14 protein-coding genes and 1 pseudogene are annotated in these 15,189 nt (G+C 50.8%); 6 read left to right on the forward strand and 9 right to left on the reverse strand.

Going from position 1 to position 15,189, the window contains the following annotated elements; all coding sequences use genetic code 11:
• Window positions 1–3: 3 nt before the first annotated feature.
• Genes KDD30_RS09080 through KDD30_RS09095 form a run of 4 tightly spaced genes read left to right on the forward strand, consistent with a single transcriptional unit; the run spans window position 4 to window position 3,659 of the window.
• Window positions 4–966, forward strand: coding sequence for an ABC transporter permease subunit (locus tag KDD30_RS09080; protein WP_211645571.1), 963 nt, complete (start codon window positions 4–6; stop codon window positions 964–966).
• The gene (gene sapC, locus KDD30_RS09085; protein ID WP_211645572.1) at window positions 953–1,840 is read left to right on the forward strand and encodes a putrescine export ABC transporter permease SapC; all 888 of its coding nucleotides are present in this window, start codon (window positions 953–955) and stop codon (window positions 1,838–1,840) included. Before KDD30_RS09080 ends, sapC begins: the two co-directional genes overlap by 14 nt.
• Window positions 1,840–2,838 carry an oligopeptide/dipeptide ABC transporter ATP-binding protein gene (locus KDD30_RS09090; RefSeq protein WP_211645573.1) on the forward strand — a complete coding sequence of 333 codons (999 nt, stop codon included), beginning with the start codon at window positions 1,840–1,842 and terminating at the stop codon, window positions 2,836–2,838. The genes sapC and KDD30_RS09090 overlap by 1 nt, the downstream gene beginning before the upstream one ends.
• The gene (locus KDD30_RS09095) at window positions 2,835–3,659 is read left to right on the forward strand and encodes an ATP-binding cassette domain-containing protein (RefSeq protein WP_211645574.1); all 825 of its coding nucleotides are present in this window, start codon (window positions 2,835–2,837) and stop codon (window positions 3,657–3,659) included. The genes KDD30_RS09090 and KDD30_RS09095 overlap by 4 nt, the downstream gene beginning before the upstream one ends.
• 123 nt (window positions 3,660–3,782) lie before the next feature.
• Here KDD30_RS09095 and pyrF read toward each other — a convergent pair whose 3' ends face one another.
• The 8 genes and pseudogenes from pyrF to KDD30_RS09135 all read right to left on the reverse strand — a co-directional run bounded on the left by pyrF (window position 3,783) and on the right by KDD30_RS09135 (window position 11,847).
• Window positions 3,783–4,481 carry an orotidine-5'-phosphate decarboxylase gene (pyrF, locus tag KDD30_RS09100; RefSeq protein WP_211645575.1) on the reverse strand — a complete coding sequence of 233 codons (699 nt, stop codon included), beginning with the start codon at window positions 4,479–4,481 and terminating at the stop codon, window positions 3,783–3,785.
• Between the two features lie 96 nt (window positions 4,482–4,577).
• Window positions 4,578–5,746: pseudogene (gene lapB / locus KDD30_RS09105) on the reverse strand (lipopolysaccharide assembly protein LapB).
• 7 nt (window positions 5,747–5,753) lie between these two features.
• Window positions 5,754–6,041 carry a LapA family protein gene (locus KDD30_RS09110; RefSeq protein ID WP_211645576.1) on the reverse strand — a complete coding sequence of 96 codons (288 nt, stop codon included), beginning with the start codon at window positions 6,039–6,041 and terminating at the stop codon, window positions 5,754–5,756.
• Window positions 6,042–6,170: 129 nt separating this feature from the next.
• Window positions 6,171–6,461, reverse strand: a complete 291-nt coding sequence (ihfB, locus tag KDD30_RS09115) for an integration host factor subunit beta (RefSeq protein ID WP_211645577.1) — start codon at window positions 6,459–6,461, stop codon at window positions 6,171–6,173.
• 75 nt (window positions 6,462–6,536) lie between these two features.
• Entirely contained in the window at window positions 6,537–8,207 is a 1,671-nt protein-coding gene (rpsA, locus tag KDD30_RS09120; RefSeq protein WP_211645578.1) for a 30S ribosomal protein S1, read from the reverse strand.
• 93 nt (window positions 8,208–8,300) lie between these two features.
• Complete coding sequence (gene cmk / locus KDD30_RS09125; protein ID WP_211645579.1) at window positions 8,301–8,993, reverse strand: (d)CMP kinase; 693 nt, start codon at window positions 8,991–8,993, stop codon at window positions 8,301–8,303.
• 135 nt (window positions 8,994–9,128) lie between these two features.
• Entirely contained in the window at window positions 9,129–10,430 is a 1,302-nt protein-coding gene (gene aroA, locus KDD30_RS09130; RefSeq protein ID WP_211645580.1) for a 3-phosphoshikimate 1-carboxyvinyltransferase, read from the reverse strand.
• A 163-nt stretch (window positions 10,431–10,593) separates the two neighbouring features.
• On the reverse strand, window positions 10,594–11,847 hold the full coding sequence (locus KDD30_RS09135) for a DUF5666 domain-containing protein (protein WP_211645581.1): 1,254 nt from the start codon (window positions 11,845–11,847) through the stop codon (window positions 10,594–10,596).
• 95 nt (window positions 11,848–11,942) lie between these two features.
• Here KDD30_RS09135 and KDD30_RS09140 point away from each other — a divergent pair, with 95 nt between their 5' ends.
• Both KDD30_RS09140 and KDD30_RS09145 read left to right on the forward strand, forming a co-directional pair.
• On the forward strand, window positions 11,943–12,611 hold the full coding sequence (locus tag KDD30_RS09140) for a response regulator transcription factor (RefSeq protein WP_211645582.1): 669 nt from the start codon (window positions 11,943–11,945) through the stop codon (window positions 12,609–12,611).
• Entirely contained in the window at window positions 12,583–13,824 is a 1,242-nt protein-coding gene (locus KDD30_RS09145; protein WP_211645583.1) for a HAMP domain-containing sensor histidine kinase, read from the forward strand. The genes KDD30_RS09140 and KDD30_RS09145 overlap by 29 nt, the downstream gene beginning before the upstream one ends.
• 46 nt (window positions 13,825–13,870) lie before the next feature.
• Here KDD30_RS09145 and serC read toward each other — a convergent pair whose 3' ends face one another.
• Window positions 13,871–14,953 carry a 3-phosphoserine/phosphohydroxythreonine transaminase gene (gene serC / locus KDD30_RS09150; protein WP_211649782.1) on the reverse strand — a complete coding sequence of 361 codons (1,083 nt, stop codon included), beginning with the start codon at window positions 14,951–14,953 and terminating at the stop codon, window positions 13,871–13,873.
• Window positions 14,954–15,189 lie beyond the last annotated feature (236 nt).

The raw sequence follows: 15,189 nt of genomic DNA on the forward strand, positions 1-15,189 counted from the left end.
CTGATGTTCATCTACACCATTCGCCGTCTGAACCTGTTTCTGATCACCCTGTTCATCCTGACGATGATCGGTTACAGCATTTTGCGTATCGAGCCTTCCAGTTACTGGAACCTGCATGATTTCTGGTCGGGCTGGCTGCTCTATCTGGAAAACCTGATGGTTGGAAACCTGGGCCTCAATGAAGCTGGAAAACCCATCTTAGGGGAAATCCTGACCGTCTTCCCGGCCACATTGGAGCTGTGTTTCTTTGCTTTTATTCTCTCCCTGCTGCTGGGGATTCCGTTAGGCACCCTAGCCGGTGTGAAGCGCGGACGCTGGATAGATACCTGCATTTCTTCTCTGACCCTGGTCGGCTATTCCCTGCCCTTGTTCTGGCTGGCGATGTTGTTGATCATGCTGTTTTCTATCCAGTTAGGCTGGTTGCCGGTTTCCGGTCGCTACAACTTGCTGTATCAGATTGAACCCGTCACCGGCTTCGCGTTGTTTGATGTCTTCTTGTCTGAAAAATCCTACCGTTCCGCAGCCATGCTGGATGTGGTCCGCCACCTGATCCTGCCGACACTGGTACTGGCCATTGCGCCGACAACCGAAGTAATCCGGCTGACCCGGGCTTCAGTGGCCGATGTCATGCAACAGAACTTCATCAAAGTCGCGCAGACCAAGGGACTGTCAATGGGTGAAATCATCATGCGTCACGTCATGAAAAATGCGATTCCGCCCATTATTCCAAAACTGGGGATGCAATTTTCAACCATGATGACCTTTGCCATGCTCACCGAGTCAATTTTCAACTGGCCGGGTATCGGACGGTGGCTGCTCGATGCCATTGCCACCCAGAATTATGTCGCCATTCAGGCTGGCGTGATCACTGTGGGTGGATTTATTTTGCTGGCCAATATTCTGTCTGATCTGGCGGGTGCCTTGGTCAATCCACTGGCCCGGAAGGAATGGTATGCCATCAAATAACATCTACCAGGAACATAAAATTCCGACACAATGGGAACGGGCGTGGCAAAACTATCAGGCTAACTCGCTGGCAGTTTTCGGACTCTGGTGTCTGGGTTTTCTGCTGCTCATCACCCTTTTTGCGCCATTACTGGTCTCTTACGGGCCCAGTGAGCAGGTGGGCGAATTTCTGATGCCCCCCTCTTGGGATGCCAGCGGACACGTTGAATTTTTCTTCGGCACCGACGATCTGGGGCGGGACTTATTTACCCGTATTCTGCTGGGCAGCCAGCTGACCTTTGGGACGGCTTTACTGGTTGCGTTTGCGTCTGCCATCCTCGGGATTGTGATTGGCATTCTGGCGGGCATGACCCGTGGCCTGAAATCCAGCTTCCTGAATCATGTGCTGGACACAGTTTTGTCGATTCCTTCCCTGCTGCTGGCCATCATTATCATTGCTTATATGGGCACCGGGATGACCAGTATCCTGCTGGCCATCTGGCTTGCATTGATCCCAAGGTTTATTCGAGCGATCTACTCTGCCGTACATGATGAAATGGAAAAAGAGTATGTCACTGCGGCAAGACTTGATGGTGCCAACAGTTTCTACCTGCTGTACCACTCGATTTTACCCAATATCCAGCCTGTGGTGATCAGTGAGTTGACCCGGGCCATTTCCATCGCCATGATTGATATCGCAGCACTTGGTTTTCTCGGCTTGGGCGCTCAATCACCGTCCCCGGAATGGGGGGCAATGCTGGGTGATTCGATTGAACTGATTTATCTGGCTCCCTGGACAGTCACCCTACCCGGACTCGCCATCACCTTCAGTATCTTGGTGGTAAACTTAGTAGGAGAAGGACTCCGACAAGCAATCAATGCAGGAGTAGACTGATGCCATTGCTCGATATCCGAAATCTCACCATCGAAATCGAAACCCCGCAGGGCATGGTTAAAGCGGTAGAACGCATGAGCCTGACTCTGAACGAAGGTGAAATCCGCGGGCTGGTCGGAGAATCCGGCTCGGGTAAAAGTCTGGTGGCCAAAGCCATTGCCGGGGTGACCAAAGATAACTGGCGTGTCAGTGCCGACCGGCTGCGTCTGGGTGATATTGACTTACAGTCTCTGTCTCCCCGTGAACGTCGGAAAGTGGTGGGTCGCGAGATTGCGATGATCTTTCAGGAGCCCTCTTCTTGCCTGGATCCTTCAGAGCAGGTTGGGCAGCAGCTTGAGGAAGCCATTCCCCGCAGTTCATTCAGTGGCAGCTTCTGGCAACGTTTCCACTGGCGCCAGAAACAGGCGATTGCGCTGCTTCACAAAGTCGGGATTAAAGATCATCAGCGCGTGATGCACAGTTATCCCTATGAACTGACGGATGGTGAGTGTCAGAAGATTATGATCGCGATGGCTATCGCCAACCGGCCACGACTCTTGATTGCGGATGAACCCACCAACGATCTGGATCCGATCACACAGGCGCAAATTTTCCGTTTGCTGAGCCGGATGAATCAGCTGAATAACACCACGATCCTGCTGGTCAGCCATGATCTGACCACAGTCACGCAATGGGCAGACCGGATCACCGTGATGTATTGCGGACAAGCTGTTGAGTCGGGCAGCCGCAAACAGCTCCTGACCACGCCACATCATCCTTACACCGTGGCGTTATTGCAGGCGATGCCGGATTTCAGTCAGGATATTCCGCACAAAAGTAAACTGACAACCCTGCCCGGCTCCATTCCGCCCCTGCAGCATTTGCCGATTGGCTGTCGTCTCGGCCCGCGTTGCCCGCATGCGCAGCGGAAATGTGTCGAAGTCCCGAAACGCAAAAAAGTGAAAAACCATAAGTACAGCTGCCACTTTCCTTTAAATATGCCGGAGCCGAAATCATGAGCGCCCTTCTGGAAGTCGACAACCTGAGAAAGGAATACCATCATCGCTCCGGTTTGTTCCGACGCCGCAGCACCGAAGCGGTAAAGCCTGTGTCTTTCAAACTGGAAGTTGGGCAGACGCTGGCCCTGATTGGTGAAAATGGTTCCGGTAAATCCACACTGGCGAAAATGCTGGCGGGCGTTGTTGAGCCCTCCGGGGGCGTGATCCGGGTCAATGATGAACCGTTGGCCTATGAAGACTACCGGACACGTTGCAAACTGATCCGGATGATCTTTCAGGATCCCAATACTTCACTGAATCCGAGAATTCAGATTGGTCAGATCCTGGAAGGACCGCTGAAGCGAAACACCAATATGACCCCACAAGAGCGGGAAAATCGGATTAAAGCAACGCTGTTGCGTGTTGGTCTGCTGCCAGAACATGCGTATTTCTACCCGCAAATGCTGGCAACCGGCCAGAAACAGCGGGTTTCCCTGGCCAGAGCACTGATCCTGCAACCTTGTATTATTGTGGCCGATGAAGCCCTGAACGGATTGGACATGTCGGTTCGGTCGCAAATCATTAACCTGCTGCTCGATTTGCAGCAGGAGATGGGCCTGTCGTATATCTATGTGTCTCAGCACATGGGCGTGATTAAACATTTCAGCGATCAGCTCATGGTGATGCAACAAGGAGAAGTGGTTGAGCAAGGCGCAACGGTGGATATCTTTCAGTCACCTCGACATCCGCTGACGCAAAAGCTCATCGACAGCCATTTCACGGCACCGTCGCACGATCGCAGTACACGGATCAGCAGCCGCACGGCGAAAATCCACATCTAACGCCATTGCAGCCAGAACCATCCTCCCACTGCGCGCAGAGAAATGAAGCGCGTAAGAAAGGACCGGGGAGGATATCAGAAATATTGCCCCCGGCAGAGCGGGAGCAATATAAAAAAGAGAAGATTAAGCCTGAAGGGTGCGATTGATGTCAGCCAGAACTGCCGCCGGATCATCAGCTTGGGTGATCGGGCGACCGATGACCAGATAGTCAGATCCCGCTTTGACTGCATCAACTGGCGTCATCACACGGCGCTGGTCGCCCGCGGCACTGCCAGCCGGGCGGATTCCCGGTGTCACCAGCTTGAAGTCAGCACCCAGATTTGATTTCAGCAGCGTTGCTTCCTGCGCTGAACAGACCACACCATCCAGCCCGCTGTTTTTCGTCAGCGTTGCCAGGCTCAGCACATGCGCCTGAGGTTCACGGGTAATCCCGACACCAGCCAAATCCTGGGCTTCCATACTGGTCAGCACGGTGACGCCAATCAGTAATGGGCGATCTTTCCCGTATGGTTCCAGAATTTCACGGGAAGCAGTCATCATACGCTCTCCACCACTGGCATGTACATTCACCATCCAGACACCCAGCTCAGCTGCGGCTCGCACTGCACGCGAACAAGTATTCGGGATATCGTGAAATTTCAAATCCAGAAAGACAGAATGACCTTTGTCGTGCAGGTTTCGAACAAAATCTGGCCCAAACAGCGTAAACATTTCTTTGCCTACTTTCAGGCGGCAACTACCCGGCTCAATGCGATCCACAAACGCCAGCGCTTCATCCTGCGTCGGATAATCCAATGCCACAATCACTTTTGGGTCTAACATGCTCTCTCCTAGACTTCACTTACTCAGATTACATTCAAAAGAAAGGGCCATCACCCGCGGTGATCAGCCCTTTGAGAATGCTTCAACAATTCATTTTTATTCCCCATCCAGTCCGCGAATGGGTTTTACTGCCCCCAGCCTTTACAGGATGGGCATTGCCAGTATAAAGAGTGGCTTTCAAAACCACATTTACCGCAGCGGTAATGAGGCTTCATCTTCAGTTGCTCCCCTACCAAGCCACGCAAGGTCGACAAGCTTTCTTTCGCCCGACCCTCTTCAGCTTCATCCAGATGATAATCCATCAGTTGATAAAAGCCTTTCATGGTTGGATTCTTGACCAACTGACGGGTCATAAAGGTTTGCGCCATCACAGCGCCTTCATGGCGGGCGATCTCATCAGCCAGCATCAGTTCGGCAGTTGCCCCTGCATGGCTGTCGACACAATGACGGAGATACTTCACCCAACCGGCTTCATTCTGCGTTGCTTCATAGCACTCCAGCAACATGGGCAAGGTTTCACTGATGTAATCCACATCCTGCTCTGCCACCCGCTCCAACTGTTGTGCCGCAGATTTATAATTTTTTTCGGCCATCAGCACCCGTGCCATGCTGATCGAAGCCCGGACACAGTGTTTATCGGCTGACAATGCTTTTTTCAGGAACTGTTTGGCTTTCTCCGGGTTCTGCGCGCTTAATTCCAGCATGGCCTGCTCACACCAGAAGTGAGCGATATCATGACGCAGCTTATGCTTACCCATTTTGACGAGTTGCGTTGCCATGTCGATGGCCCGATCCCACTCGCGTGTCTGCTGATAAATCGTTAACAATTGCTGAAGTGCGCCTTCACGGTGATCCGGCTCATCCAGCAACTGCTCAAAAATTTTTTCTGCCCGGTCGAAGAAACCTGCAACCATGTAGTCTTTTGCAAGCTGCTGTAAAGCCAGATTCCGCTGGTCAATGGTCAGGTTCGGTCGGGCAATTAAGTTCTGGTGAATGCGAATCGCACGATCAACTTCGCCCCGGCTTCGGAACAAGTTCCCCAGGGCAAGGTGTGTATCTATCGTTTCACTATCGACCTGTAATAACTCAATAAACAGATCGACAGCTTTATCAGACTGATCGGACAGCAGCAGGTTCAGACCGGTCACATATTGGCGTGACATATGGTGCGATTTTTCCTGCCGCTTGTTACTCGCGCTTCTGTTCCCCATATACCAGCCGTAAGCAGCGGCAATTGGCAGCAACAGAAACAACAGCTCTAGCATGAAATAATTATTCCTTGGCGGTCTCTGCAGAACGCAGCTGCTCTAATTCTTTTTCCTGCTTGGCGATGCGTTTCGTTAAGCTTTTTTTCGAAAGACGCGCTTTCAGGTACATCGAACCACAAACCAGCCACCCAATGGCAAAACCTGTCCCGAAGGTCACCCCTAAAAGCGTTGAAAGCTGAAATTGTCCCTTCGCAATCAGAAAATCGAAGTCAACCATTACCTGATTCTGAGCACCTAATGCCAGTGTGATCAAAAAACACACTATCAAGATAAGAATGCCTACTATTTTCATCGTGAATCCTCTCACTAGATCAAAAACTTGATGAATAGATTATGCAGTAAAACGACTCATCAGACCATGATCAACAGGCATAAAAAAACGGCATACTCAGAGCATGCCGTTTTCTTGTGCAACTAACGATTAACCTGCATTCAGTGAATTCACGCGATCACGTAATTCTTTGCCCGGCTTAAAGTGAGGAACGTACTTGCCGTCCAATTCCACTTTATCGCCGGTTTTCGGATTACGGCCAACGCGCGGCGCACGGTAATGCAGAGAGAAACTACCAAAGCCACGGATCTCAATGCGGTCCCCTTCAGCTAGGGTTGTGGCCATATGCTCAAGGATTTCCTTGATCGCATCTTCTACTTGTTTCGCAGAAAGATGAGTTTGTTGGCTGCACAGCCTTTCGATCAATTCAGACTTTGTCATAATCACCCCGTTTTTTTAGTATGTTTCTCAGTAGTATAACCGTTAAGGGGGAAAATACTTCCCCCTTGGGGCAAATTATTCGCCTTTAGCTGCTTTGAAAGCGTCAGCCATAGCATTACCGAATGCAGATTCGTCCTGCTGGTTCAGGCTAGCCATTGCTTCTTGCTCTTCGTCTTCGTCTTTCGCACGTACAGACAGGTTGATCACGCGGTTCTTACGGTCAACACCGGTGAACTTCGCTTCAACTGCGTCACCTTCAGACAGGATCAGCGTTGCGTCTTCTACGCGGTCACGAGAAGCTTCAGAAGCACGCAGGTAACCTTCTACGCCTTCAGCCAGTTCAATGGTTGCGCCTTTCGCGTCAACGGCAACAACTTTACCGTTTACCAGAGAACCTTTCTTGTTCAGAGCTACAAAGCTGTTGAACGGATCTTCTTCGATCTGCTTGATACCCAGAGAGATGCGCTCACGCTCAGCGTCAACAGCCAGAACAACTGCAGAGATTTCGTCGCCTTTCTTGAAGTCACGAACTGCGTCTTCGCCTGCAACATTCCAAGAAATGTCAGACAGGTGAACCAGACCGTCGATACCGCCGTCCAGACCGATGAAGATACCGAAGTCAGTGATAGACTTGATCTTACCAGTTACACGGTCGCCTTTCGCTTGTGCTTCAGCGAACTGCTGCCAAGGGTTAGCTTTACATTGCTTCAGACCCAGGCTGATGCGACGACGCTCTTCGTCGATGTCCAGAACCATAACTTCAACTTCGTCACCCACGTTAACCACTTTAGATGGGTGGATGTTCTTGTTGGTCCAGTCCATTTCAGACACGTGTACCAGACCTTCAACGCCTTCTTCGATTTCAACGAAGCAGCCGTAGTCAGTCAGGTTCGTGACGCGGCCAGACAGCTTAGTGCCTTCTGGGTAACGCTTAGCGATTGCAACCCATGGATCTTCACCCAGTTGCTTCAGACCCAGAGATACGCGAGTACGCTCACGGTCGAACTTCAGAACTTTAACGTTGATTTCGTCACCAACATTAACGATTTCTGATGGATGCTTCACGCGCTTCCAAGCCATGTCAGTGATGTGCAGCAGGCCGTCAACACCGCCCAGATCTACGAATGCACCGTAGTCGGTCAGGTTCTTAACGATACCTTTCACTTCCATGCCTTCTTGCAGAGAAGCCAGCAGCTCATCACGCTCAACGCTGTTTTCAGATTCGATAACAGCACGACGAGAAACAACAACGTTGTTGCGCTTCTGGTCCAGCTTGATAACTTTGAACTCTAGCTCTTTGCCTTCCAGGTGAGCAGTGTCACGTACTGGACGAACGTCAACCAGAGAACCTGGCAGGAACGCGCGGATGCCGTTCAGCTCAACAGTGAAGCCACCTTTCACTTTACCGTTGATGATACCCATAACGGTTTCAGCATCTTCGTAAGCTTTTTCCAGCTGGATCCAAGCTTCGTGACGTTTCGCTTTCTCACGAGAAAGTTGAGTTTCACCGAAACCGTCTTCGATCGCGTCCAGAGCTACGTCAACTTCACCGCCAACTTCGATTTCCAGCTCGCCAGCAGCGTTTTTGAACTGCTCAGCAGGAATAGCGGATTCAGATTTCAGGCCAGCGTCAACCAGAACGAAACCGTTCTCAATTGCAACTACAGTACCTTTAACGATCGCACCAGGGCGTGTTTCGATTTCTTTCAGAGACTCTTCAAAGAGTTGAGCAAAAGATTCAGTCATTTAAATAATCTTCAGTAGATAAACAACCATGGGTATCCTACCGCATGGGGTTGATAAAAAAGTCAGTTATCATTCCTTGACACCGACATACCATCACACAGATTTCTGTGCCGATAATTTCTCTTCAATGTGAGTCAGGGCCTGTTCGGTTACCTGCTCAATCGACAGATGCGTAGAGTCTAGCACTAATGCATCTGCTGCGGGACGTAATGGCGCAACAGCTCGGTTGCGGTCACGCTCATCACGTTCCTGAATTTCGCTTAAAAGACTATCAAAGTTAACACTTAAGCCTTTTTGTTGCAACTGGTTCATGCGACGTTTCGCACGCTCCTCAGCGCTGGCGTCCAGAAAGATTTTCACTTCTGCATTCGGGAAAACCACGGTACCCATATCACGACCATCGGCAACCAGGCCCGGTTCACCATTAAAGGCGCGCTGACGACGCAGCAGGGCCTCACGAACACGCGGCAATGCTGCAATCTTGGAGGCGGCATTGCCCACTTCTTCTGTACGCAGGGTCGAAGACACGTCCTCTCCCTCGAGAATCACTTTGACCAGATCACCTTCAGCAAGAAACTGCACATCCAGATGAGCGGCCAGCGGAACCAATGCTTCTTCAGAATCCTGTTCTACACCATGATGAATTGCTGCCAGTGCCAACACGCGATAGATGGCACCAGAATCCAGTAAATTCCAGCCCAGTTTTTCTGCCAACAGCATGCAAAGTGTTCCTTTCCCGGCTCCACTTGGCCCATCAACAGTGATCACTGGTGCGTTTGTAGACATAGAATTCTCCGAAATTGTTTAACCTTCAGCAAGGTTGCTGATTCAACGCGGGCCGTATTATACGGCAAATTTGACTCAGAGGCACTTCAAGAGGGGGAAAAAATTCACCCGACATTCAGCCGGGTGACAGGTATATCACACAGGGGTCCGTGATGAATGGCTCAGCGAAGCCAGCTTTTCAAAATAATCCGGGAAAGTTTTCGAGGTACATTTCGGATCATTAATTGTCACGGGTGTTTCTTCACTCAGGGCAACCAGCGAGAAACACATCGCCATCCGGTGATCGTCATAAGTGTCAATCGCGGCATGAATCAGCTGCGCCGGAGGTGTGATCACAATGTAATCCTCCCCCTCTTCAACCGTTGCACCAACTTTTCGTAATTCCGTCGCCATCGCAGACAGGCGGTCGGTTTCTTTCACACGCCAGTTATACACGTTGCGAATGGCTGTTGTGCCTTCCGCAAACAGCGCCGTTGTTGCAATCGTCATGGCTGCATCCGGAATATGGTTAAAATCCATATCCACACCACGCAGGACACCACGACGGGCAATCACGTAGTCTTCGCCCCATTCAATCTCTGCACCCATAGCCGCCAGCGCTTCAGCAAACTGGGTATCGCCCTGAATACTGGATTTGCCAATGCCGGTGACTTTCACTTCACCGCCTTTGATCGCAGCCGCAGCAAGGAAGTAAGATGCAGAGGATGCGTCGCCTTCCACCAGAAAATCGCCCGGTGACTGATATTGCTGACCGCCTTTCACAATAAAGCGCTGATACTGGTCGTTTTCCACCTGAACACCAAACTGCGCCATGATGTGCAGTGTGATATCAATGTACGGCTTCGACACCAGCTCACCTTTAATCTGAATCACTGTATCCTCAGCGGCCAGTGGTGCACTCATCAGAAACGCAGTCAGGAACTGACTGGAGATTGAGCCGTCAATCTCGACCAGACCACCTTTCAGGCCAGTGCCTTTGATCGATAAAGGCGGAAAACCCGGATTTTCAAGGTAACTGATTTCAGCCCCGGCACTTTGCAGTGCATCGACCAGGTGACCAATCGGACGCTCTTTCATCCGTGGCTCACCGGTCAGTACATACTCACCTTCACCCAGACACAATGCAGCAGCCAATGGTCGCATGGCTGTACCAGCATTCCCTAAAAACAGCTCAAGCGTCTGTGTGGTGCGAAAAGCCTGGCCTAGCCCCTGGACTTCACAAACCGTTTTATCTTCTGAAAGCTGGTAAGAAACACCCAGTTGCGTCAGAGCATTCAGCATGTGACGAATATCGTCACTGTGGAGCAGGTTCGTCAGACGTGTTGTGCCCTTCGCCAGTGCGGCCAGCAATAAAGCACGGTTGGAAACACTTTTCGATCCCGGCAGATTCACTTCGCCGTCAATACGCTGGATTGGCTGTAAGGTTAAACTCTCCATTCGATGTTTTTTCTGTCCTGTTGTCTTTGCGTTTTTGCAGAGTAACGAATAATTCAAACTGATACTAGGGTCTGTTGACTGAAAACGCATCATCCCCCGTCAGGCGACGCCTGACGGGGGATGTTCAACTACAAATGAGGTGTTTTACCCGCATTATTCTGGCTTAATCGTCCAGATGACATTGGCTCAGATGTAAGCCATCCAGCCGACATTCCACGTCAACCCACTGACCTTCGTAAACGCTCAGGGAAGCATCTGCTGCACGATATCCCCAGATGTGATTATCCGTGACCAGACCTTCCAGACTGACTTCTGATTCCTGAATTTCAGGCTCGATTTCCCGAACCAAAAACAGGCCCTCGACTTCACTGCCTTCAAGTTCGAACCACTGTCCGTCCAGAGCAGTCAGCGTGAGGCCATCCTCCAGACGTACATTCGGGCTCAGCGTCAGCACAATGCCATTGATCGACAGTGTTTCATCCACATATTGGGCCTGGCCTTCAATGCTGAATTGCTTCCCCTGAACCGCTTCGGCAGCGGATTCAAACTCAACTTCCTCAGCAAACAACTGTGCGTTCTGGCTGAAGACATCAACGTCAACAATACGGCCTGTCGTCAGATCAGCCTGAGTCCCATCTTCGTAACGGGTATTCCGGGTGAGTGTGATGAGTGTGCGACTGTTCAATTCAAGCGTTGTTTTTTCCTGATTGACGAAGGTAATCACGCCTTCAAGCGATTTGCCGTCAAAATCAGTCTCATCTTCAACATCAACCTCTGACGCCTGAAAAACACCATTGATGAAAGCCCCCGTCACTTCCACCCAGATCCCGTGTTGCAAAGGCTCATCGTCCAGAACAGCCCCACTGAAGTCTACCGTTGTCCCATTGATCACCAGTGTTTTGGCTGCTGTGTCCAACTGACTGATGCGACCTTCAACTTCACTGATGGCGGTCGTATCAACCGATTGAATCGCGGTCAGACGAAGACTGCCATCTGCCTGCGGTTGACCAAAAATAAGCACAAAGTCCCCAACCTGTGCCGTGGTTGTCACTTCATTCAACGGGAAGGTCTGGCCGTTTACAGACAGCGACGTGCCATCAACTGTGGCGACTTCCCCACTCAGCATCGGCTCGAGTTCTATCTCGCTCACGCGACCCTTCTCGCTGTCAATCTCCACCAGCATACCAGCCATCACATCCGTCAGTTGCAATGGCTGGTCTTGGTAACTGACTTGCGCTCTGGTGGTATCCAGCTCGCGTCCCTGAATATGGATTGTCTGCCTGTCTGCCTGAACACGCTCCACCTGACCCACGACAGTGCCTGAATATGCCTGTGCTGTGTCTGCAGTATCATTTCCATCGCTGCCACAGGCACTCAAAAGTCCGGCCAGCACGGCCATCGTCATGATTCTTTTCATTGTTTCGAAACCTTCTGTTCGCATTCGTTGTGAATACCGCATAAGGTATGCAATACAATGTGAAGCGTTCGTGAAGAAGTCTCAACGGGGGCACAATGCAAGTTCTGATTGTTGAAGATAACCATAAAATTTCAGAAACGATTGCGGATTATCTTGAGCTGGAAGGGATGGAATCCGACTTTGCTTTTCACGGTGAGGCTGCGCTGGCACTCGTCGCTGAAAACCATTATGACGTCATTATCATGGACATTATGATGCCAAGAGCCGATGGCATTACAACGGTGCACAAACTGCGCCAGGAGCTGTTTTGCAATACGCCAATCCTTTTTTTAACTGCGAAAGATGGTCTCGACAGTAAAGTCGCTGCGTTCAACGCTGGCGGGGACGACTACCTGCTTAAGCCTTTCGCAATGGAAGAATTGACGCTGAGGCTTCGCGCGCTCGCCAGTCGCGGCCCCAGACAAGACATCGGGACGCTGAATTATGCAGACATCACGTTAAATCCCCAGACTGAAGAAGTGACCCGGGCCGGACAACCCATCAAACTGAGCCGGATTCAGTTCAAAATCTTGCAGTTACTCTTGCGTCACGCGCCTGCGATTGTCAGCCGGCAAGAGGTCATAGAGAGCGTCTGGGGCGACGATGTCCCACCAAGTGATGCCTTACGCAGTCACGTTTATGGCTTACGGAGCGCACTCGACAAAGATTTCGACACCAGCAGATTAGAGACGATTCATGGTAAAGGCTACCGGCTCAAAGGTTAAGCAGACCTTCCCCAGTATTTATCGAAAACTCAGGCTGAGTTTTGTACTCCTCACGCTGGCCATGTTCGGGCTGTTCTGGTCGGTGATTTATATTGCCGAAAACCAGCTGGAAATCATCAGTCTGCATCACTGGCTGGATACAGAAGCCAATCGATATGCCAGCGACTATCCTCAACTGGGGATCGCAACGCCACTGCCCAATCCGACCGAATTTTCCAGTTACTGGAGTGAGGCGGATCTGCCCGACTGGCTGGCGTCCTATACGGAACCCGGATTTTACGAGCATTTACTCGGTATAGAAGACAAACACTTCACTGTGATCCACCACCCGTCCGGGCAAGGTCTGTTCTATATCGTCTTTCAGGATGATGCCGACGATTATCTGGATGGCTATGAGGCCAATCTGCATCACATCACCTTGATTCTGGGAGCCGCTATGACGCTGGCCATGATTCTGTATGGGGTGTATCTGGTCCGGACCTTATCGCAGCCTTTGGCAAGGATTCAGCAAAAAATCAGCCGTATGCCGCCGGATCAGCCCTTATTTGAAGTTGACACCGCGTTTCAGGAAACCCGTGCGATTGAGCAAAGCCTGCGTGACAGTAAATTGAATATTGCGCGATATTTTCAGCGTGAGCAGGATTTCAGCCGCTTCGCCTCCCATGAGCTGCGGACGCCGATTATGGTGATCAAAGGCTCCGCCGATATTCTGCAAAAAGTACCTGATCAGCCGCGCATCGCTGTCAAAGCCATCTGTCGGTTGCAACAGGCCAGCCAGGAAATGACACTGCTGACAGAAACCTTCCTGCTGTTGGGCCGGGAACACATCGATCGCAGCTTTTACGCTGCATGCCCTCTCGCAGATATTCTTCAGCACCAACTGGAAGAACTGTCGCCACTTTTTGCCCGTCAGGACACCAGCTATCATCTGACGCTGTCACACCCCGGAACAATCAAGGCTCCGGAGAGCTTTGTGAGCATTATCATCAATAACCTGATCAAGAATGCATTCAGCTACAGTATTGATGCGATTCAAATCAGTCTGAACGCGAACCATTTAATGATTGCCAACCGTCATGACGGCAAAGAGACCGACAATGCCGGGTATGGCTGCGGTCTGGTGATCGTGGAACGGATCTGTGAACGAATGAACTGGCGTTATACGGTACATGATGACGGGCAGACGTTTACCACCTCACTGGTGTTCAGCTAAAAGCCGTCGATTCGACGGCTTTTGAAGAAGGTTACAGTGAATCAACTCAGGCGTTTTCACGCTCGAATGTGGTCATAAAATCAACCAGCGCCTGTACACCTTCAATTGGCATCGCATTATAAATGGAGGCACGCATACCGCCGACCGCACGGTGGCCTGCCAGCGCTTTCAAACCCGCTGCATCAGCCTGCTGCAGGAATGCTTTATCCAGTTCTGCGTTCTTCAGTTGAAATGGCACATTCATCAGGGAACGGTTGTCCGGATGAACATCATTGCGATAGAAGTCTGACTGGTCAATAAAGTCATACAGCACTTTCGCTTTCGCTTCGTTACGCGCCTGCATCGCTTCCACACCACCAATCCCCTTGAGCCATTTGAAGACTTCGCCGGATAAATACCAGGCAAAAGTCGGCGGGGTGTTGAACATTGATTCTTTCTCTGCCAGCACCTGATAATCCAAAATACTTGGCACTCGCTGTTGCGCCCGACCAAGCAGATCGTCACGCACAATCACAAGCGTCAAACCGGCCGGACCAATGTTCTTCTGAGCACCGGCGTAAATCAGACCATACTGCGACACATCGATTGTGCGGGACAGAATCGTCGAAGACATGTCGGCGATGATTGGTTTGTCTGTTTGTGGCAGATCACGAATCTCAATGCCATCAATGGTTTCATTCGGGCAGAAATGCACATAGGCTGCATCCTCGGACAGTGACCACTCACTGGCAGGCAGGACTGCTTTTTTACCGTCACGTTCGCATGTCACAGACACCACATTCGGCTGGCAATACTTCTGAGCTTCTTCGATTGCGCTGTGCGCCCAATAACCGCCATCAATGTAATCCGCTGTGGCAGCATCGCCCAGTAAATTCATCGGTATGGCCGCAAATTGTGCCCGTGCACCACCATGGCAAAACAGCACATGATAATTATCTGGGATCCCAAGCAGATCACGCAGATCACGTTCAGATTGTTCCGCTACCGCAATAAAGTCTTTACTTCGATGACTGATCTCCATCACTGAAGTACCCAGACCATTCCAGTTCACCAGTTCCTGTTGTACCTTTTCCAGCACTTCTGTCGGCATCATCGCCGGGCCAGCACAAAAGTTATAGACTTTATCCATGATGAGAAACATGCTCCTGCTTTGCAAAAATGACATTGTTGGAAGACTAGCGCAGTCAACCCAACGACCTTCGTCCTGTTTTTTTACACCTTTCGCTATCTGCTGAAAACCTTTTTCGTCAGGTAAACCCTAAAAAAGATGACAGTCGCTGCATCAGACTGCGAAACGCCGGATTTTGCTCAAAAAATGCGAAAAAAAACGCAGCTCTCAGGCTGCGTTTTAAGGAGGGTTGCAAA

Origin of the sequence: Photobacterium sp. GJ3 (assembly GCF_018199995.1) — a bacterium.
In the GTDB taxonomy this organism is placed as follows: domain Bacteria; phylum Pseudomonadota; class Gammaproteobacteria; order Enterobacterales; family Vibrionaceae; genus Photobacterium.